Below are 16,190 nucleotides of genomic sequence, written 5' to 3'. Positions count from 1 at the left end.
CGGGGTTCAGTTTTCACTCATTGTGTGAAATTTTTTCGGTTCGCCCCGAACCTACTCCGAATTAGTGGTGATGGTGATGCTTCTTCGGGTTATCCGAGGCTTCTTCCGGTGAGTGTCCGGGCGCTAATCCCTCTCTGATGAGTTGTTCATCGAGTGAGTGGTCCGGATTCTCATGGTCGGTTTTCATCTTCGATTTTGTAAACATTGAGAACAGTCCGTTCTGGTATGCCACTGTACCCAGAATCAGGAAGATACCGATGATCTGGAGTACCGATGGGATCTCGCCGAACAGCGGAGCTGCAATGATGACGGAGGTCACCGGCGAGAGCAGCAGGATACCTGCGGACAGGGTCGGGTCGAGCCAAACCGTGCCGTACTGGACGAAGGTCCATGCCAGCGCCTGGCCGAGGATAGCCAAGCAGATCAGGTTGAACCAGTTCCAAGTGGTCAGCGCGTCACCGACGGTGTGCTCAGGATCAACCAGCGGGAGCTGGCCGTCGATCAGAACACCGTTCACGAAGTCGAATCCCTTACGCGGGGAGATGAAGAATGCCACGATTGTTGGCGGGACTGCCTGCGCCATCATCGTGTACATCATCGGTTGGACGTACAGGTCCTTACGTGCGGAGGTACCAGCCTTACGGGAGAGGTACAGGTAGAAGGAGTAGCACACGCCCGAGGTCAGGCCGAAGATGGTACCCAGGGTTGCAGTCTTAATGCCGTAGATGGACTCCGGTCCACCAGATGCCTCAGAGGCCTCGAAGACGCCACCGGTCAGCATCACACCGACGGCCATGATCGGGACAAGGATCAGGAAGACCGGCGGAATCTTGTACTTATCAAAGACTGCCGTAAGCATCGGCACGATGATGACCTGCAGGTTCAGCAGAATTGCGGCAATGCCGGCGCCGACATAGAAGATGGAGTAGTTCCAGCACGTGAAGTCCACGCCCAGGAAGAGGCCGGAGGCAATGGAGAGCATGATGCCCTTCTTGCTCAGCGACGCCTTCTTGCGGATTTCCATAACACCGAACGGGATCAACACGAGGCAACCGATCACGACGCGCAGGAAGGCCTGCGTCGCTGGATCCATGTTTGTCGCCTTTACCCACAGCGGGGTGCCGGCAAGGAATGCTGTACCAAGCGCAAGGAACAAAACCGCCTTGCCGTGGCTCACTGGTTTGATTGGCGGACCCTTGATGTCCGCTGCCGTAGTGGCGCTAGAAGTATTTGACATGCCAATCACCATACATTCCTGACAAGAATTCAGAATTCCCTAAGGCTCTATTTGCATAGTTTGCTACGGAATGCATATATAATCCCGCCCCGAGTGTCTTTATGAAAGTTACATTCATGTTTTTATACATTTTGACTACCCCCGATTAGGGGTCACTCAATGCAGTGCAAACGTACTGCATATCTACATACTTCCCAGAATTACCACAGAAATGGGGCCCAAAACATTAAATTTCAAACGTTTGCTTGACATTGTAAGACTCAATTGTTTGTTTGAACAACCCATACTTTCCGTTTCATTTATTTATAAATCAATTATCAAATATTCGCTTGATATTCATTAAGGTACACCGCGGTTTTGATAGACCATTTTCGGGGCGGGCTGGCATCACTCATCACCGACCCTGCCAAGCAAACGTCTTTTGCCCTTCCCCGACTGTTACGATAATGCAGGTCAATTAGGGAAGACGAAAGAACAACCATGCCACTTGCCGAAATAAACACCGAGCGCAAACAGGAGCAGCGCCGCCTCGAACAGTTCATGTGGCTCTCGATTGCCGCGTCAGTCCTTACTATTGCGCTCAAGGTAATCGCAGCTGGAGTGACGGGATCAGTCGGCTTCTTGTCCGACGCCATCGAATCCGTCATTAACCTGATCGCTGCACTCGTGGGCCTGTGGGCACTCAAACTCTCCGCGAAGCCCGCGGATGAGAACCACAACTTCGGCCACGCCAAAGCAGAGTACTTTTCCGCACAGGTGGAAGGCTCCCTCATCTTGGTTGCATCGGTGGCCATTATCTATACGTCGGTACAACGCATCCTGCATCCACAGCCGGTCGAGCAGATCGGCATCGGTTTGGCATTCTCTGTTGCTGCGACTGTATTAAACCTCGTAGTCGGTGTTGCGCTGGTGAAGGCCGGTAAGAAGTACCGTTCGTCAACACTGGATGCCGACGGCCACCACCTCCTTACTGATGTGTGGACCACGGTTGGCGTGATCGTGGGCATCGTGGCGGTCTGGATTACCGGCTGGCAGTTGCTCGACCCGATCATCGCACTGTGCGTCGGCTGCAATGTCCTCTTCACCGGCTACCGCCTCCTGAAAGGCGCCATCCTCGGCCTGCTCTCGGAAGCGCTACCGCAAGATGAGCTGGAGAAGCTCCACAGCTTCCTCGATAGCTACGCTGCCGAGCACGACGTCGAGTTCACGTCGGTGCGCACGGCTGCGTTTGGCCGCGATCGGCTTATCAGCCTCGTCGTGCAGGTCCCCGGCGGGTGGACTGTGGCGTACTCCCACGAGCACGCCGACGCCATCGAGGATGGCATCACTGCGGTCATCGGTGAGTCGGAAACGATCGTGCATGTGGAGCCTGCCGGGTACCACACCCGCACCGGACCGCTCTGGGCTTAAGAACCGTTTTCAGTCACTGACGCATACTGTTCGCTGAGCTTGTCAGCCTCGGTGACGTAAAACATTGCGCGCTTCCCCATCGACTCGTCGCGCTCGTCGGTACGGGCCTGCAGGTCCTCAATTTCGGACTCGGGAACGCCGATGCCGCGCATCTCATCCGTCTTCGCCCAGATAGCGACGATGGCGTCCTCGAAGGCAGGCTCGTCCATCACGCCCGGATCGGACTCGGACTCAGATGAGGCTTCCTGCGAAGCCGGTGCGGCGGGTGTTTGCTCGAATGGGAGGGGCTGGGTGGTGCACGAAGTGGCCGTCGATACGCAGGCGGCGGCGAGTGCTGCGACGAAAAGCTTTGAGTGTTTCATTCTGCTTATTCTAACCACCGAAATTCGCTGGTCATACGATTAAGATACAGAGGTATGGCTGTACAGCATGGAACGATTCCACCACCGGCGCTCCAGCAGCGCGCCCCCTCCCTTTCGAAAAAGCAGTGGGCGGGCCTCATTCTTGGCGCCGTGCTCTTCGCGCTCCCCTTCTTTTTCAACATCCCTGGCCTCGAGGCTCCCGGCCAGCGGATGCTTTCTATTTTCCTGTTAGCGATTGTCTTCTGGATCCTCGAGCCGATCCCGCTGACCGCGACCGCGGTGCTGGTGATCTTCCTCGAGGTCATCCTGCTTTCGAAGGGCGCCATCGTTGACCCGACGGGCGGCGTCGAGGCGCTGAAGGAGACGGTGCTGCCGGCGTCCGACTACTTTGCGGCGCTGGCGAACCCGGTGATCATCCTGTTCTTGGGCGGGTTCATGATTGCGCATGGCGCGGAGAAGTTCGGGCTGGACAAGAACCTGGCGGCGATTATGCTGCGGCCCTTCCCGGATAAGGCGCGGCTGACGGTGCTGGGGCTCATGCTGATTACTGCACTGCTGAGCATGTTTATGTCGAATACGGCGACGACGGCCACGATGTTCGCGGTGGTCATCCCGATTCTGCGCACGCTGCCGCCGGGTAAGGTGCGCGCGGGTGTGGCGCTGTCGATTCCGCTGGCGGCGAATGTGGGCGGCATCGGTACGCCGGTGGGCACGCCGCCGAACGCGATCGCGATTGGTGCGCTGGCGGAGTACGGCATCAAGGTGTCCTTCGCGCAGTGGATGCTGCTTGCCGTCCCGTTCATGCTGGTGGTGCTGGTGTTTGCGTGGCTGTTCCTGTGCGTCGCGTTCATCCCATCGGAGACGCGGATCTCGATTGCAATGGATGCGTCCTGGGATACGTCGTCGAACGCGAAGCTGTTTTACGCGGTGGCGGGGCTGACGATTGCGCTGTGGATGAGCGAGCCGCTGCACGGGATTTCCTCGAATATTGTCGGTTTCTTCCCCGTCGTTGCGCTGCTGAGCCTGAAAGTGATGAAGGGCAAGGACGTCCAGGCGCTGGACTGGCCGGTGTTGTGGCTGGTCTCCGGCGGTATTGCGCTGGGCACGGGCGTGGGTGCGACGGGCCTCGACGATTGGCTGGTCGGCTCCGTGAACTGGAAGGTGCTCGGCCCGATGATGATCCTGGCGCTGCTGGGCCTGATCGGGTTTGCCATGGCGAACGTCATTTCCCACTCGGCGGCGGCGAACCTGCTGGTGCCACTGGCGGTCTCGCTGGCGATCACGCTGTCCGAGCCGAGCCCGATGCTCATCGCGGTGATTGTGGCGATCGCCTGCTCGCTGGGTATGGCGCTGCCGATCTCCACCCCGCCAAACGCGATTGCGTACGCCACAAAGGAGATCACCATCCCACAGATGGCGCAGGTCGGCCTGGTGGTGGGTACGGTGGCAACGCTGCTGCTGATCTTCGTGATGCCGTCAGTGTGGACGCTGTTGGGGTTGCTGTAGATGATTCCACACTCAACAATCGCGGTCATCGGTGCGTCGGAGGCGTCGCGCACCGTCCAGAGCATCGTGCGCGACGCGTTCGGCGGCACGCATACGGTGCTCACCTACCCGTCGCTGACGGACTTGCCTCGCACGGACGACCTCGCGCTCGTCACCGTCACGGTGCACGAGCACGGGCTCACCGCCGATCACCCGCTGGTCAAATTTCTTGACGACGCCCACTACGAACACACCCGCATCATCGTCCTGACCACGGCACCGACGGTGTCGGGCCTGGACCGGCTCAGCGAGCTGGGCAGGCTGGACATGCTGGTGTACACGCCGGAGATCCACGACGAGGCCCTGGCACGGAACCTGCAGCAGCAGCTCACCCGCTATTGGGCGTCGCGCTACCACGACAACCCCGAGTTGGCGTCGAAGTACGACCAGCCGGCGGCGCCGGCGCTGGACGTGGAGCTCAGCGACGAGGAGATCATCAGGCACATTATTGACGCCGCCGACCGGCACCTCGGGCGCCAGCCGCGCCTGGTCTTCCCGCCCGGGGTGAACCTGACCACGGAGGGCAAGGAGGTCGAGGAGGTCATCTTGACCATCTCGGGCGAAGTGGTGCTGCAGCGCAACACGGACGCCGGGGATATTACGATGCACCGTGGATCGACAGGCCAGGTGATTGGACTGTTGGCGCTGGCAGGCACGCGCATTGGGTTCTTCACCGCGCGGACCACGACAGAGGTCACCGCGGTGCAGCTGCCGATGGACCAGCTCAACTACCTGCTCGACATCGCCCCTGGCCTGGACCGCATGCTCGCCGTGTTGCTGGTGCGTTCCTACGACCGGCGCCTACGGCGCTCCGAGGACAGCCAGGTGCACCAGCACGAGATGACCGTGGAGCTGGAGCAGGAGCGCGCACGGCTGAGCACCGCGCTGCGCAACCTGGAGGAGGCCCGCCGAGAGCTGATGAGCCAGGCCCGCTTCGCCTCGCTCGGTGAGTTGGCGGCGGGGGTCGCCCACGAGCTGAACAACCCGATGGCCGCGATCGAGCGCACGGCGGCGCATCTCGGAGAGGACGTCGATACGCTGCTTGCGGCGAGCCCGAACCGGAAGTGGCGCGAGGGCGTGCTCAAGGCGTTTGAGCAGGCAAAACGTGCACCATCGGTGAGTACGAAGGAGGCGCGCAGGTTGCGGCGTGAGCTCACCGAGATCATCGGCGACCGCGCGCTTGCGCAGCGCTGGGTGCTCGCCGGTCTGCACGACGCCGCCTTTGCTAAGCAGGTGGCTCGCTCCCGCGGGCTCGACTTCGAGACCATCGAGCGCGCTGCGGCGATCGGCACTGGGGTGCGTAACCTCTCCACCGCGGCGACCCGCATCACGGAACTCGTGGCCTCGCTGCGCTCGTACGCGCGCCCCGACGGCGACCCCGTCACCGACGTCAATGTCCACGAAGGTATCGACGACACCCTCCGGCTGATTTCGCACCGGCTCGACCACGTCGAGGTCATCCGCGACTATGCGGAGCTGCCCAACATCACGTGCATGCCGGGCCAGCTTGCTCAGGTGTGGACGAACCTGCTGACCAACGCCGCCGAGGCGATGCAGGACACCGGCGTTGGCGGCACTGTCACGATTAGAACCAGCGCGCCCGAGCCGGGCTGGGTGGAAGTCGACATTATCGACGACGGCCCCGGCATCCCCGGCGAGCGCCTCGAGCGGCTCTTCGAACCGCGTTTCACCACGAAGAACGGCCAGGTGCGCTTCGGGATGGGCATCGGCCTGAGTGTGTGCCGAAGCATCATCAATAAGCACCACGGAACCATCGCGCTGGAGTCCTCGCCACGAGGCACCCAAGCCAGCGTTCGCCTACGTATCAACGGACCAAGGAGACACCATGAACCTCACCATTCTGATTCTTGAAGATGAAGCCGAAGTGCGCGCCGCCCTTGAGCGCGACCTCCTCTTGTTCGCGGACACCGTCCGCTTGGAGGTTGCCTCCAACGCCGACGAGGCATGGGAGGTGATCGACGAGCTCAGCGACGACGGCGACCTCCTCGCGCTCGCGCTGTGTGACCACCGCATGCCCGGGACCACCGGCGTGGAGTTCCTTGTGCAGATGATGCAAGACCCACGCACCGCGGCGACCCGGAAGGTGCTGGTAACCGGGCAGGCGCAGCTCAAGGACACCGTGCACGCGGTGAACGAGGCGAACCTGGACTACTACATCGCTAAGCCGTGGGACGTCGAGGAGCTGCACAGCGTAGTGCGTGACATGTTGACGGACTACGTGGAGGCGCTAGACATCGACCCGCTGCCCTACTTCGAGGTGCTTGACCAGCAGCGGGCGCTGAAGCTTACCCGCCACCGGGACTAATGAATGGAGGTTGGGGTGTGCTCGGGCGGGATCTTCGGGTGGTCTAACAGGTCGAACCCGAAGAGGATCCGGTCCTTGACTCCCGCCAGAATCGCCTCGACGGAGTAGACGTCGCGGAACGTTTGCTTCGTAAACACTTCGGCGGGTGAGCCTTCGGCATAGATCTTGCCTTCGTGGAGCACGATGATGTGGTCCGCGAAGCGCTCGATCAGGTCGATTTGGTGCAGGCTTACTACCGTTGTGATGTTTCGCTCAACCGTGAGCGCCTTGATTTGGTGCAGGATTCTGTACTGGTTTTCGATGTCGAGTGCGGACGTGGGCTCGTCGAAAAGCAGGATGTCTGGCCGCTTGACCATGGCCTGCCCGATGAAGACTTTTTGGCGTTGGCCGCCCGACAGATTGCGGATGGCCACGTCGCGCAGCGGCTGCAGCTCAAGCATGTCGAGCACCTCGTTGACGTCGTCGACGTCCTCTTGCGTGGTGCAGATCCCGAGCTTGGCTACTTTTCCGATCATCACCGTTTCAAACACGGTAAACGGTAGGTCGCCTTCCGTGTGCTGGTTCAGGTACGAAATGTTGCCGGTGGTTGTAATCTCGCCTGTGACCTTCTTGCCGCGGCCAGGCTTGCCTGAGCGGGCTATCGACGTCATCAGCGTGGTTTTACCTGCGCCGTTTCGGCCCATCAACACGGTGACCTCACCGGGTTTCGCCTGGAAACTGATGTTGTCGATGATCTGGCGCTCGCCATAATCGAACGAGAAGTTCTTGACGCGAATCATGCCGCTACACCGCCCTTTGACGGCGCTGGCTGGTAAGCGCGTAGACCAGGAACGGAATGCCGATGATGGAGCTGATGATGCCGATTGGCACCACAACCCCAGGGACGATCAGCTTCGAGAGTATAGAGGACACCAGCAGGATCATCGCGCCGAGGATCGCGGAGCTTGTCAGGTAGAAACGCTGGTCTTCGGAAACGAGGCGGCGTGCCAAGTGCGGCGCGGCCAGCCCGATGAACCCGATCTTTCCGCAGAAACTCACCGCGAGCGCGGTCAGAATCGAGGCCAAGACGAGGGAGAGGATCTTCACGCGCCCGACTTTGACGCCGAGCGCTTCCGCTCGTGCTTCACCGAACTTCAGCGCGGTCAGGTTCCAGGCGTTGCGAAGCAGCACCGCGAACACAACGACGAACGTCGAGAGCAGGATCCACGCCTGAGGGTAGGAGGCGCGGGTCAGCCCGCCCATCGTCCAAAAGACGATGTACGACAGGCTTTCTTCGGAGGCCCGGTACTGAATGAGTGACAGGAACGCGTCGAAGAGGAAGTTCAGCGCAATGCCCGCCAGCACGAGCGAGGAATTACTCATCTCGATATACTTGCCCACTGCGAAGATGACCAGGACGGAAAGCAGTGCGAGGAGCAGTGCCCCTCCGGTGACGAACACCATCGGCACCGCCATCACAAAGACGATGGCTGCGCCAAGGCTCGCTGCCGAGGACACGCCAAGCGTGAACGGGCTAGCAAGCGGGTTATTCAGGATTGTCTGCATCACGGCGCCCGCCAACCCCAGGCTCATCCCCACCCCTACTGCCATGAGGGCAGCTGGCATGCGCATGCGGAAGAACGCAATGTGCTCAACCGAGTCAGGGTCTAGCACGGCGGAGAAGTTTGAGAGCTTGATGTCGGCGGGGCCGACGCAAAGATCCACCACGAAAAGGACGACGACCGCCAAAATGGCAAATGCGACCAGAAGTCCTTTCGGGAGGCTTTTTGTTGGTGCCTTACTCATACTTGATGAACCAGGTTCCCTCGTATGGGATCGGCATGTACTTATCGAAGTACTCCTTGATCAGCGCCTCTGGATCCAGGTCCGCAAACTCCTCCGGGTGGAAGAGCTTCGCCAGCTGCGCGTAGGAGTAGAAGTCGAGCATTTCGCGGGTCATCGGGTGCCCGATGGCGTAGAGCTCGTTGTTCTGGATCGCCTTGAGCTTGTCCCAGCCTTCGCGCTGGCGGAACGGCTCCATCGAGGCCAGCGCCTCCTCATTGGAGACGGAGAAGCCCATCTTGACCGAGTCCGGCTGGTTCGCCCACAGGGATCCTGAGAGCACGATCTTGTCCGGGTTGCTGACCAGGACCTGTTCCGCGGAGAGCGCCTCGGCGTCGTCCGCAGCCATGAAGTGCGTCGCGATGTTGTCCGCGCCGACGGCGTCCAGGATGGCGCCCCACATGATGCCGGCGCCGTAGGTGTTGCCGAATTCGGTCGGGCCGTTCGAGGTCGTCTCAAAGTAGACCGACGTGGTGTGGTCCAGCTTCGAAGCGCGCTCCTCGATGTCGCCGACGACGTCCTCGTAGAACTTCGTGATCTCGTCGACATTCTTCGTCAGCCCAGTGGCTTCAGCGATGATCTTGGTGGACTGAATATGGTTTTCCAGCTTTTGGCTGTGGTAATCGATGTAGATTACCGGGATGCCAGTCTGTTCAGCGATGACATCCATCTTTGCTTTCTGGCGAACCGGAGCAATGACTCCGTCGACACCCATCGTCAAAAGTTGTTCGGCGGAGATCTGATCCTTCGTCGCATCACCAATCTTCGGGATATCAGCAAGCTCCGGGTTCGCCTCAAGCAAAAGGTCCCACAGGTCCTGTCGGTTGGACTCGAGGCCCTTATCCATCGCAGCGATCTTAGACGTGTAGTTGTCCCGGTCAAGGGCCGCCATCGTCAAAAGCGGCCCGCCAGAACCAGAAAGCTGAATGGCTGCGTGCTCGAGTGGCTTCTCCAGCTGAATCGTGTTCCCGGTGATGTCCGTGATGGTCACTGCATGCGAGGCGTCTGCGGCAGTCTGGCTCGTTTCCGAGGCAGGCTCGTTGTCCGCAGGGCTGCTGCATCCAGTCACTGTCCACATCATCGCGGCACAGAGCACTACAGCTGGGAGGGATTTCTTCGCGGAGAAGGCCATGATTATCGACTTTCACTGTGGTTTGGTTGCACCGATTCCGAGCAAGGAATGTGAAGGCGCAAGGGTGGATGGCTCCACCCCACTAGCAAATGTTCAATTAATGAATTGAACAATCAAATTACAGCACATGCGAAAGCGATACGTCAAGCCTGTCAAATTATTGTGAGACCTCTTCTGAGGCCTCCGCAATCGCGGCCGTGAGGCGCCCAACCGCCTGTGCGATCTCCTCGTCGCTGATCACCAGCGGCGGCGTCAGGCGGATCACGTCATCCGCCGGCGCGTTGAGGATCACGCCGTGCTCAAGGCCAAGCTTGACGACGCGCTTCGCCACCGGCTGCTCCAAGACCACGCCGAGCATGAGCCCACGCCCGCGGACTTCCTTCACACCCGGGATCTTCGAGGCGGCGTCGTAAAGCACCTGGCCTTTGCGACGCACCTCCGCGAGGAAGGCGTCGTCGATGGTGACCAGCACTGCCGTGGCCGCCGCGCACGAGACTGGGTTGCCGCCGAACGTGGTGCCGTGACTGCCCGGAGTGAAGAGCTTCGCCGCCTCGCCGCGAGCGATCGTCGCGCCGATCGGCAGGCCGCCGCCGAGCCCCTTGGCCATAGTGATCACGTCCGGGAGGATGCCCTCGTGCTGGAAGGCGAAGAAGTCGCCGGTGCGGCCGACGCCAGTCTGCACCTCGTCGGCAATGAAGAGGATGCCGTGCTTGTCGCACAGCTCGCGGACCTGGGTGAGGAAGCCTTCCGGAGCGGGGATGACGCCGGTCTCGCCCTGGATGGGCTCCAGGATGATGGCCGCGGTATCCGAAGGGTTCTGTTCCACGAGTGCGGTGAGCGCCTCGATGTCGCCGTAGGGGTAGAACTCCACGCCGGCGGGCAGGGGCTCGAACGGCTTTTGCTTGTCGGGCTGGCCGGTCATGGCGAGCGCGCCCATGGTGCGGCCGTGGAAGCCGTGCTGCGCTGCGAGGATGCGGCGGCGACCCGTCAGGCGCGCGAGTTTGAAGGCGGCCTCGTTGGCCTCGGTGCCGGAGTTGCCGAAGTAGACGCGGGCGGTGTCATCACCGACGTGCTCGCGGAGTGCCTCGGCGACCTTGACCACGGGTGCGGAGCCGAACAGGTTCGAGACGTGGCCGAGCGTCGATAGCTGGTTGGTGACCGCCTCGACCACTGCCGGATGCGCATGGCCGAGCGCGTTGACCGCGATGCCGGCCAGCATGTCGATGTACTGCTTGCCGTCGGCGTCAGTCACGGTGGAGCCGGAACCTTCGACGAGCTCGATTGGCGGAACCGGGTAGTTATCTAGAAGCGCGCCCGCCCAACGCTGTGTGAAGTCCTTCATGCGTCATCCTTTCTAAAAATGGTGCCGTCCGGGTACTGGGAACGGTCGTAATCATCTGGCAGAACCATGGTGCCCACACCGCCCATCGTGAGCAGCTCAAGAAGCACGGAGTGCGCGACGCGCCCGTCGATGACGTGGGCGGCTTTCACCCCGCCCTGCACTGCAGTCAGGCACGCCTCCATCTTGGGGATCATGCCCGAGTCCAGCGCTGGCAGCATCTGCTCGAGGTCCCCGGCCTCGATCTTAGACAGCAGCGAGTCCCTATTCGGCCAGTCTGTGTAGAGGCCCTCCACGTTGGTGAGCACCACGAGGCGCTCCGCGCCGATCGCCGCGGCGAGTGCGCCCGCTGCCTCGTCGGCGTTGATGTTGTACACCTCACCGTTCTCTCCCGGCGCGATGCCGGAGACCACCGGGATGCGCCCGGCCTCGATGATGTCCATGACGGCGGCGGGGTTCACGTCAGTGATCGTGCCGACGAGCCCGATGTCGCGGGGTTCGCCGTCGACGTCGACGGTGCGGCGCTTGGCGGTGAACAGCCCAGCGTCCTCGCCGGAGGTGCCCACCGCGTAGGGCCCGTGGGAGTTGATCTTGCCCAGCAGGTCGCGCCCGACCTGGCCGAAGAGCACCATGCGCACCACGTCCAGGATTTCGGGGGTGGTGACGCGGAAGCCGCCGACGAACTCGCCGCCGTCGAGGCCGAGGCGAGAGAGCATCGCGCTGATCTGCGGGCCGCCGCCGTGCACAACCACGGGCTTCGCGCCGACGGTGCGCAGGAAGACCATGTCGGCGGCGAATGCGGCCTTGAGGTCTTCGTCGATCATGGCGTTGCCGCCGTACTTGACCACGACGATTTTGTCGCGGTAGTGCTGCAGCCACGGCAGTGCCTCTGCCAGGACGGTTGCCCGCTGCTCGCTGCTGAGATTCGGTAACACGGATGCCTCCTAGCTGCTGTATGCGGAGTTGATTTCGACGTAGGTGTGTGACAGGTCGGTGGTGCGCACGGTGGCGGTGCCCTGCCCGCCGGTGCCGAGGTTGACGACGACCTCGATGTCCGCACCGCTCAAGTCCACGTCGCGCGCGCCCGGCGCGCCCGCCGACTGCTCGCATACGGTCTGCCCGTTGAAGGTGACGGAGATGTTCTCGGCGTCCATCTCGGCGTCTGCCATGCCGACGGCGGCGAGCACGCGGCCCCAGTTCGGGTCGGAGCCGAACATTGCGGTCTTGACTAGGTTGTCGCGCCCGATTGTCCGGGCTGCGTTGAGCGCCTGGGCGTCGTCGGCTGCGCCTTCGACGGTGATGGCCACGCGCTTGGTCACGCCTTCGGCGTCGGACTGCATCATGGCGGCGAGCTGCGAGCAGGCGTCCTGCATCGCGGCGTCGAGGTCTTCCTGCGTCGGGGTGATGCCGCTTGCGCCGCTGGCCATGGCGATGACGGTGTCGTTGGTGGAGGTGGAGCCGTCGATATCGAGGGTGTTGAAGGTGGTGGCGACGGCGCGGTCGAGCGCGGCCTGCAGCGCTTGGCTCTCGACGTCCGCGTCCGTGGTGATGCACACGAGCATCGTGGCAAGCGACGGCGCCATCATGCCAGCGCCCTTGCCCATTCCGCCGAGCGTCCACCCGTCACCATTGACGACGACCTCCTTCGCCACCGTATCCGTGGTCTTGATGGCGACGGCGGCGTCCGCGCCATGGTCGCCGAGCTGTTTCACAACGACCCCGATGCCGTGCTCTATCTTGTCCATCGGCAGCAGGTCACCAATGATGCCGGTGGAGCACACCGCGATCTGCGAGGCGTCCACCCCGATACCCTCGGCGGTCAGCTGCTGCATCGCCTTGGCGTCCTCGACGCCCTGCGCGCCGGTGCAGGCGTTGGCGTTGCCGGAGTTAAACACGACGGCGGAAATAGCGCCGCCCTTGATTACTTCGCGGCTGACCTTGACCGGGGCTGCGAAGACTTTGTTGCGGGTAAACACGGCTGCGGCCGCGTTCTTTGGCCCTTCGTTGACCACGACGGCCATGTCCGGCTTGCCGGATGCCTTGATGCCGGCCGAGATTGCTGCGGCGCTGAATCCCTTGGGGGCGGTAACACCAGTAGTGCTCATGATGAAAATGTCCTTTACAGTCCTATACGAGAAGAAGAAGTAGAGATGGGGTGAGGCTGGCGGTTACGGAGCCACCCCGGCTCGCGAGAGCCCCGCGGTCTCTTCGAGGCCGAGTGCAAGGTTCATGCACTGCACGGCACCGCCGCCGGTGCCCTTGGTGAGGTTGTCGATGGCACTGGTGACCACGAGCTTCTTGGCCGATTCGTCGACTGCTACCTGCACGTGGCACATGTTTGAGCCGACCACGTGCTGCGTCTGCGGCTGCTGCCCTGCCGGGAGCAGGGTGACGAAGGCTTCGCCCGCGTAGGCGGATTCGTACGCCGCGCGGACAGCGGCAGCGTCCACGCCCTGGGCAAGGGGTGCGACCACGGTGGTGAGGATGCCGCGCGGCAGCGGTGCGAGCACCGGCGTGAAGCTGATGCCGACCGGAGACTGCGCGACTTCTTGCAGGTTCTGCTGGATCTCCGGGGTGTGTCGGTGGGTGCCGCCAGCGCTGTAGGCCTTCAGCGAACCCATTGTTTCCGCGCCCAGCATGGCAACGCTCGCCTTCTTGCCTGCGCCGGAAACGCCGGTGACGGAGACGATAGTCAGGTCCGGCTCGACCAGGCCGGATGCCACCGCTGGCCACGCCGCGAGCGTAGCGCCCGTCGGGAAGCAGCCGGGCACCGCGATTCGCGTGGCTGCTGCGATCTGCTCGCGGTGGCCGGGCAGCTCCGGCAGGCCGTACGGCCAGGACCCGGCGTGTTCGGAGCCGTAGTAGTGCTGCCAGGCATCGGCGCTGCGCAGACGGAAATCTGCAGCACAGTCGATGACCGTGACCTCCGGCGGCAGCGCCGCGCCGATCTTCGCGGAGTGCCCGTGTGGCAAGCCGAGGAAGACGACGTCGTGGCCCGCGAGCACCTCTACCGTGGTGGGTTCGATGACGCGGTCGGCGAGCTCGGGCAGGTGCGGCATGAGCTCCCCTACCGAGGCGCCCGCGTTGGAGGCTCCGGTGAGCGCACCGATTGCAAGCTCGCCCGCGAGGTATGCCGGGTGACCGAGTAGCAGGCGGAGGATCTCGCCGCCGGCGTACCCGGTAGCGCCCGCGACTGCTACGTTCAACACTTTTTGCTCTGACATACACGGCAGCGTAACAGATATACGGCGCGCTGTATGTTATTCAGAAAACTTTTTCGCCCACTACCCCCGAAAACACAATTGCCCACCACCGAACCGGCCTTAAGCCAGTGTCGGCAGTGGGCAACCGAGCGTATTTTATGCCATCAACGCATATTCATATATCCCTAGATGACGCCCTGCGCCAGCATCGCGTCAGCGACCTTCTTGAAGCCCGCGATATTCGCGCCGGCCACGTAGTCGCCTTCCATGTCGTACTCCTTGGCGGTCGAATCGACCGTCTTGAAGATGTTCGACATAATCTCGTGCAGGCGCTGGTCGGTGTATTCGAAAGACCAGGAGTCGCGCGAGGCGTTCTGCTGCATCTCCAGCGCGGAGGTGGCCACGCCACCTGCGTTGGCGGCCTTGCCCGGCGCGAACGCGATCCCCTTCTGCTGGAAGTAGTGGGCAGCCGCTGGGGTGCACGGCATGTTGGCACCCTCGGCGACGTAGCGGACACCGTTGTCCACGAGGAGTTTGGCGTCGTCACCATCGAGCTCGTTCTGGGTGGCACACGGCAGGGCAACATCCGCCTGGACTTCCCACACGTTGCCGTCCCGGTGGTACTCGACGCCCTCCCCGGCCTCAGCCGCGTAGGTGGAGATACGCCCACGGCGCACTTCCTTGACGTCCTTGAGCAGTTCGATGTCCACACCGTTCGGGGTGGTGACGTAGCCGGAGGAGTCCGACATGGCCACAACCACGCCGCCGAGCTGCTGCACCTTCTCCGCAGCGTAGATAGCCACGTTGCCAGAGCCGGACACGATAACCTTGGAGCCTTCGAAGGACTCGCCGTGCGTCTGCATCATCTCGGAGGCGAGGTAGACCAGGCCGTAGCCGGTTGCCTCGGTGCGGACGAGGGAGCCGCCCCACTTCAGGCCCTTGCCGGTGATCACGCCGGACTCGTGGCTGTTTTCCAGGCGGCGGTACTGGCCGAAGAGGTAGCCGATCTCGCGTGCGCCAACGCCGATGTCACCGGCTGGCACATCGCGGTATTCGCCGATGTGGGTGTGCAGCTCCGTCATGAAGGACTGGCAGAACCGCATGATCTCGGCGTCGGACTTGCCTTTCGGGTCGAAGTCGGAGCCGCCTTTCGCACCGCCGATTGGCAGGCCAGTCAGGGAGTTCTTGAAGATCTGCTCGAAGCCCAGGAACTTGATGATGCCCAGGTTCACACTCGGGTGGAAGCGCAGCCCGCCCTTGTATGGGCCGAGTGCGGAGTTGAACTGTACGCGGAAGCCGCGGTTGACCTGGATTTGCCCGTTGTCATCGACCCATGGGACGCGGAACACAAGTTGGCGCTCTGGCTCGCAGAGACGCTCAATGAGGCCGTAGTCAGCGTAGTGAGGATCCTTATTGAGGACGATCTTGAGGGAGTCAAGCACTTCCGCGAGCGCCTGGTGGAACTCTGGTTCCCCCGCGTTCCTCATCTGCAATTTGCCGTAATAGTCAGAGATCTGTTGATCGATAGACATGTGAATCCTTTCTTCGTGGCGCCCCTTCCGTGGCGAGCACTATATTGACTGGACCCCTGTTAGTTTTCCCTCATTGCAAAAGCGTCGCAGGAAAAAATCCACCGAATTTTTGGGACATGGGTCACATTTTCTGCGCCCCTGCCCTTCGCTGCTTTTCGACGCCTCTCCACACACCCCGCACACCACACTCGAACACGCCTTCGTCAACATTGACACTGTATCCCGGCCTCTACCTGCCAAAACGCGCCAACAACACGACCGATACAGCGCTGCCCGCGTGCCT

At 61.9% G+C, this 16,190-nt stretch carries 14 protein-coding genes; 4 read left to right on the top strand and 10 right to left on the bottom strand.

All coding sequences use genetic code 11. The annotated features are described in order from the left end of the window. Positions 1-61: 61 nt before the first annotated feature. The gene (locus tag QP802_RS08930; RefSeq protein WP_070477000.1) at positions 62-1,237 is read right to left on the bottom strand and encodes a DMT family transporter; all 1,176 of its coding nucleotides are present in this window, start codon (positions 1,235-1,237) and stop codon (positions 62-64) included. A gap of 480 nt (positions 1,238-1,717) precedes the next feature. Between QP802_RS08930 and QP802_RS08925 the strand changes: the two genes are divergently transcribed. After that, the gene (locus QP802_RS08925) at positions 1,718-2,647 is read left to right on the top strand and encodes a cation diffusion facilitator family transporter (RefSeq protein WP_284818427.1); all 930 of its coding nucleotides are present in this window, start codon (positions 1,718-1,720) and stop codon (positions 2,645-2,647) included. Here QP802_RS08925 and QP802_RS08920 read toward each other — a convergent pair. Beyond that, complete coding sequence (locus tag QP802_RS08920; RefSeq protein ID WP_284818425.1) at positions 2,644-3,009, bottom strand: hypothetical protein; 366 nt, start codon at positions 3,007-3,009, stop codon at positions 2,644-2,646. The two genes, QP802_RS08925 and QP802_RS08920, sit on opposite strands and share 4 nt — an antisense overlap. A 54-nt stretch (positions 3,010-3,063) precedes the next feature. Between QP802_RS08920 and QP802_RS08915 the strand changes: the two genes are divergently transcribed. Genes QP802_RS08915 through QP802_RS08905 form a run of 3 tightly spaced genes read left to right on the top strand, consistent with a single transcriptional unit; the run spans position 3,064 to position 6,880 of the window. Then, positions 3,064-4,515 carry an SLC13 family permease gene (locus QP802_RS08915; RefSeq protein ID WP_070476955.1) on the top strand — a complete coding sequence of 484 codons (1,452 nt, stop codon included), beginning with the start codon at positions 3,064-3,066 and terminating at the stop codon, positions 4,513-4,515. Then, positions 4,516-6,426, top strand: a complete 1,911-nt coding sequence (locus QP802_RS08910; RefSeq protein ID WP_284818422.1) for a sensor histidine kinase — start codon at positions 4,516-4,518, stop codon at positions 6,424-6,426. It begins immediately after the preceding gene. Further along, positions 6,401-6,880 (top strand): response regulator, encoded by a 480-nt coding sequence (locus QP802_RS08905; RefSeq protein ID WP_284818417.1) that lies wholly within the window; start codon positions 6,401-6,403, stop codon positions 6,878-6,880. Before QP802_RS08910 ends, QP802_RS08905 begins: the two co-directional genes overlap by 26 nt. On the opposite strand, the gene QP802_RS08900 is transcribed toward QP802_RS08905, so the two are convergent. The 8 genes from QP802_RS08900 to gdhA form a co-directional block, all read right to left on the bottom strand. Further along, a complete protein-coding gene (locus QP802_RS08900; RefSeq protein ID WP_284818415.1) occupies positions 6,877-7,659 on the bottom strand; it encodes an ABC transporter ATP-binding protein in 783 nt (260 codons plus the stop codon). The two genes, QP802_RS08905 and QP802_RS08900, sit on opposite strands and share 4 nt — an antisense overlap. 4 nt (positions 7,660-7,663) lie before the next feature. Next, positions 7,664-8,665, bottom strand: coding sequence for a FecCD family ABC transporter permease (locus QP802_RS08895; protein WP_284818413.1), 1,002 nt, complete (start codon positions 8,663-8,665; stop codon positions 7,664-7,666). Beyond that, positions 8,658-9,833: an ABC transporter substrate-binding protein gene (locus tag QP802_RS08890; protein WP_256006263.1), complete on the bottom strand. Its 1,176-nt coding sequence runs from the start codon at positions 9,831-9,833 to the stop codon at positions 8,658-8,660. The genes QP802_RS08895 and QP802_RS08890 overlap by 8 nt, the downstream gene beginning before the upstream one ends. 157 nt (positions 9,834-9,990) lie before the next feature. After that, on the bottom strand, positions 9,991-11,175 hold the full coding sequence (locus tag QP802_RS08885; RefSeq protein WP_284818411.1) for an acetylornithine transaminase: 1,185 nt from the start codon (positions 11,173-11,175) through the stop codon (positions 9,991-9,993). After that, on the bottom strand, positions 11,172-12,107 hold the full coding sequence (gene argB, locus QP802_RS08880) for an acetylglutamate kinase (protein WP_284818409.1): 936 nt from the start codon (positions 12,105-12,107) through the stop codon (positions 11,172-11,174). The genes QP802_RS08885 and argB overlap by 4 nt, the downstream gene beginning before the upstream one ends. Positions 12,108-12,116: 9 nt before the next feature. Then, the gene (argJ, locus tag QP802_RS08875; RefSeq protein ID WP_284818407.1) at positions 12,117-13,277 is read right to left on the bottom strand and encodes a bifunctional glutamate N-acetyltransferase/amino-acid acetyltransferase ArgJ; all 1,161 of its coding nucleotides are present in this window, start codon (positions 13,275-13,277) and stop codon (positions 12,117-12,119) included. 63 nt (positions 13,278-13,340) lie between these two features. Next, the gene (argC, locus tag QP802_RS08870) at positions 13,341-14,396 is read right to left on the bottom strand and encodes an N-acetyl-gamma-glutamyl-phosphate reductase (protein ID WP_284818406.1); all 1,056 of its coding nucleotides are present in this window, start codon (positions 14,394-14,396) and stop codon (positions 13,341-13,343) included. A 164-nt stretch (positions 14,397-14,560) separates the two neighbouring features. After that, positions 14,561-15,907, bottom strand: a complete 1,347-nt coding sequence (gene gdhA, locus QP802_RS08865; protein WP_256006258.1) for an NADP-specific glutamate dehydrogenase — start codon at positions 15,905-15,907, stop codon at positions 14,561-14,563. Between the last annotated feature and the right edge of the window lie 283 nt (positions 15,908-16,190).

The sequence above is a fragment of the Corynebacterium sp. UMB10119B genome, assembly GCF_030228125.1.
Taxonomy (GTDB): domain Bacteria; phylum Actinomycetota; class Actinomycetes; order Mycobacteriales; family Mycobacteriaceae; genus Corynebacterium; species Corynebacterium pseudogenitalium.
The sequence above is the reverse complement of the archived record's forward strand: the minus strand, read 5'-3'. Positions and strand labels throughout refer to the sequence as shown.

Coding starts and splice junctions, on each gene's coding strand:
- gdhA (WP_256006258.1), bottom strand. CDS start 15,907: ATGTCTATCGATCAACAGATCTCTGACTATTACGGCAAATTGCAGATG.
- QP802_RS08925 (WP_284818427.1), top strand. CDS start 1,718: ATGCCACTTGCCGAAATAAACACCGAGCGCAAACAGGAGCAGCGCCGC.
- QP802_RS08930 (WP_070477000.1), bottom strand. CDS start 1,237: ATGTCAAATACTTCTAGCGCCACTACGGCAGCGGACATCAAGGGTCCG.
- QP802_RS08890 (WP_256006263.1), bottom strand. CDS start 9,833: ATGGCCTTCTCCGCGAAGAAATCCCTCCCAGCTGTAGTGCTCTGTGCC.
- QP802_RS08915 (WP_070476955.1), top strand. CDS start 3,064: ATGGCTGTACAGCATGGAACGATTCCACCACCGGCGCTCCAGCAGCGC.
- QP802_RS08900 (WP_284818415.1), bottom strand. CDS start 7,659: ATGATTCGCGTCAAGAACTTCTCGTTCGATTATGGCGAGCGCCAGATC.
- QP802_RS08885 (WP_284818411.1), bottom strand. CDS start 11,175: ATGAAGGACTTCACACAGCGTTGGGCGGGCGCGCTTCTAGATAACTAC.
- argC (WP_284818406.1), bottom strand. CDS start 14,396: ATGTCAGAGCAAAAAGTGTTGAACGTAGCAGTCGCGGGCGCTACCGGG.
- argJ (WP_284818407.1), bottom strand. CDS start 13,277: ATGAGCACTACTGGTGTTACCGCCCCCAAGGGATTCAGCGCCGCAGCA.
- QP802_RS08910 (WP_284818422.1), top strand. CDS start 4,516: ATGATTCCACACTCAACAATCGCGGTCATCGGTGCGTCGGAGGCGTCG.
- QP802_RS08905 (WP_284818417.1), top strand. CDS start 6,401: ATGAACCTCACCATTCTGATTCTTGAAGATGAAGCCGAAGTGCGCGCC.
- QP802_RS08920 (WP_284818425.1), bottom strand. CDS start 3,009: ATGAAACACTCAAAGCTTTTCGTCGCAGCACTCGCCGCCGCCTGCGTA.
- QP802_RS08895 (WP_284818413.1), bottom strand. CDS start 8,665: ATGAGTAAGGCACCAACAAAAAGCCTCCCGAAAGGACTTCTGGTCGCA.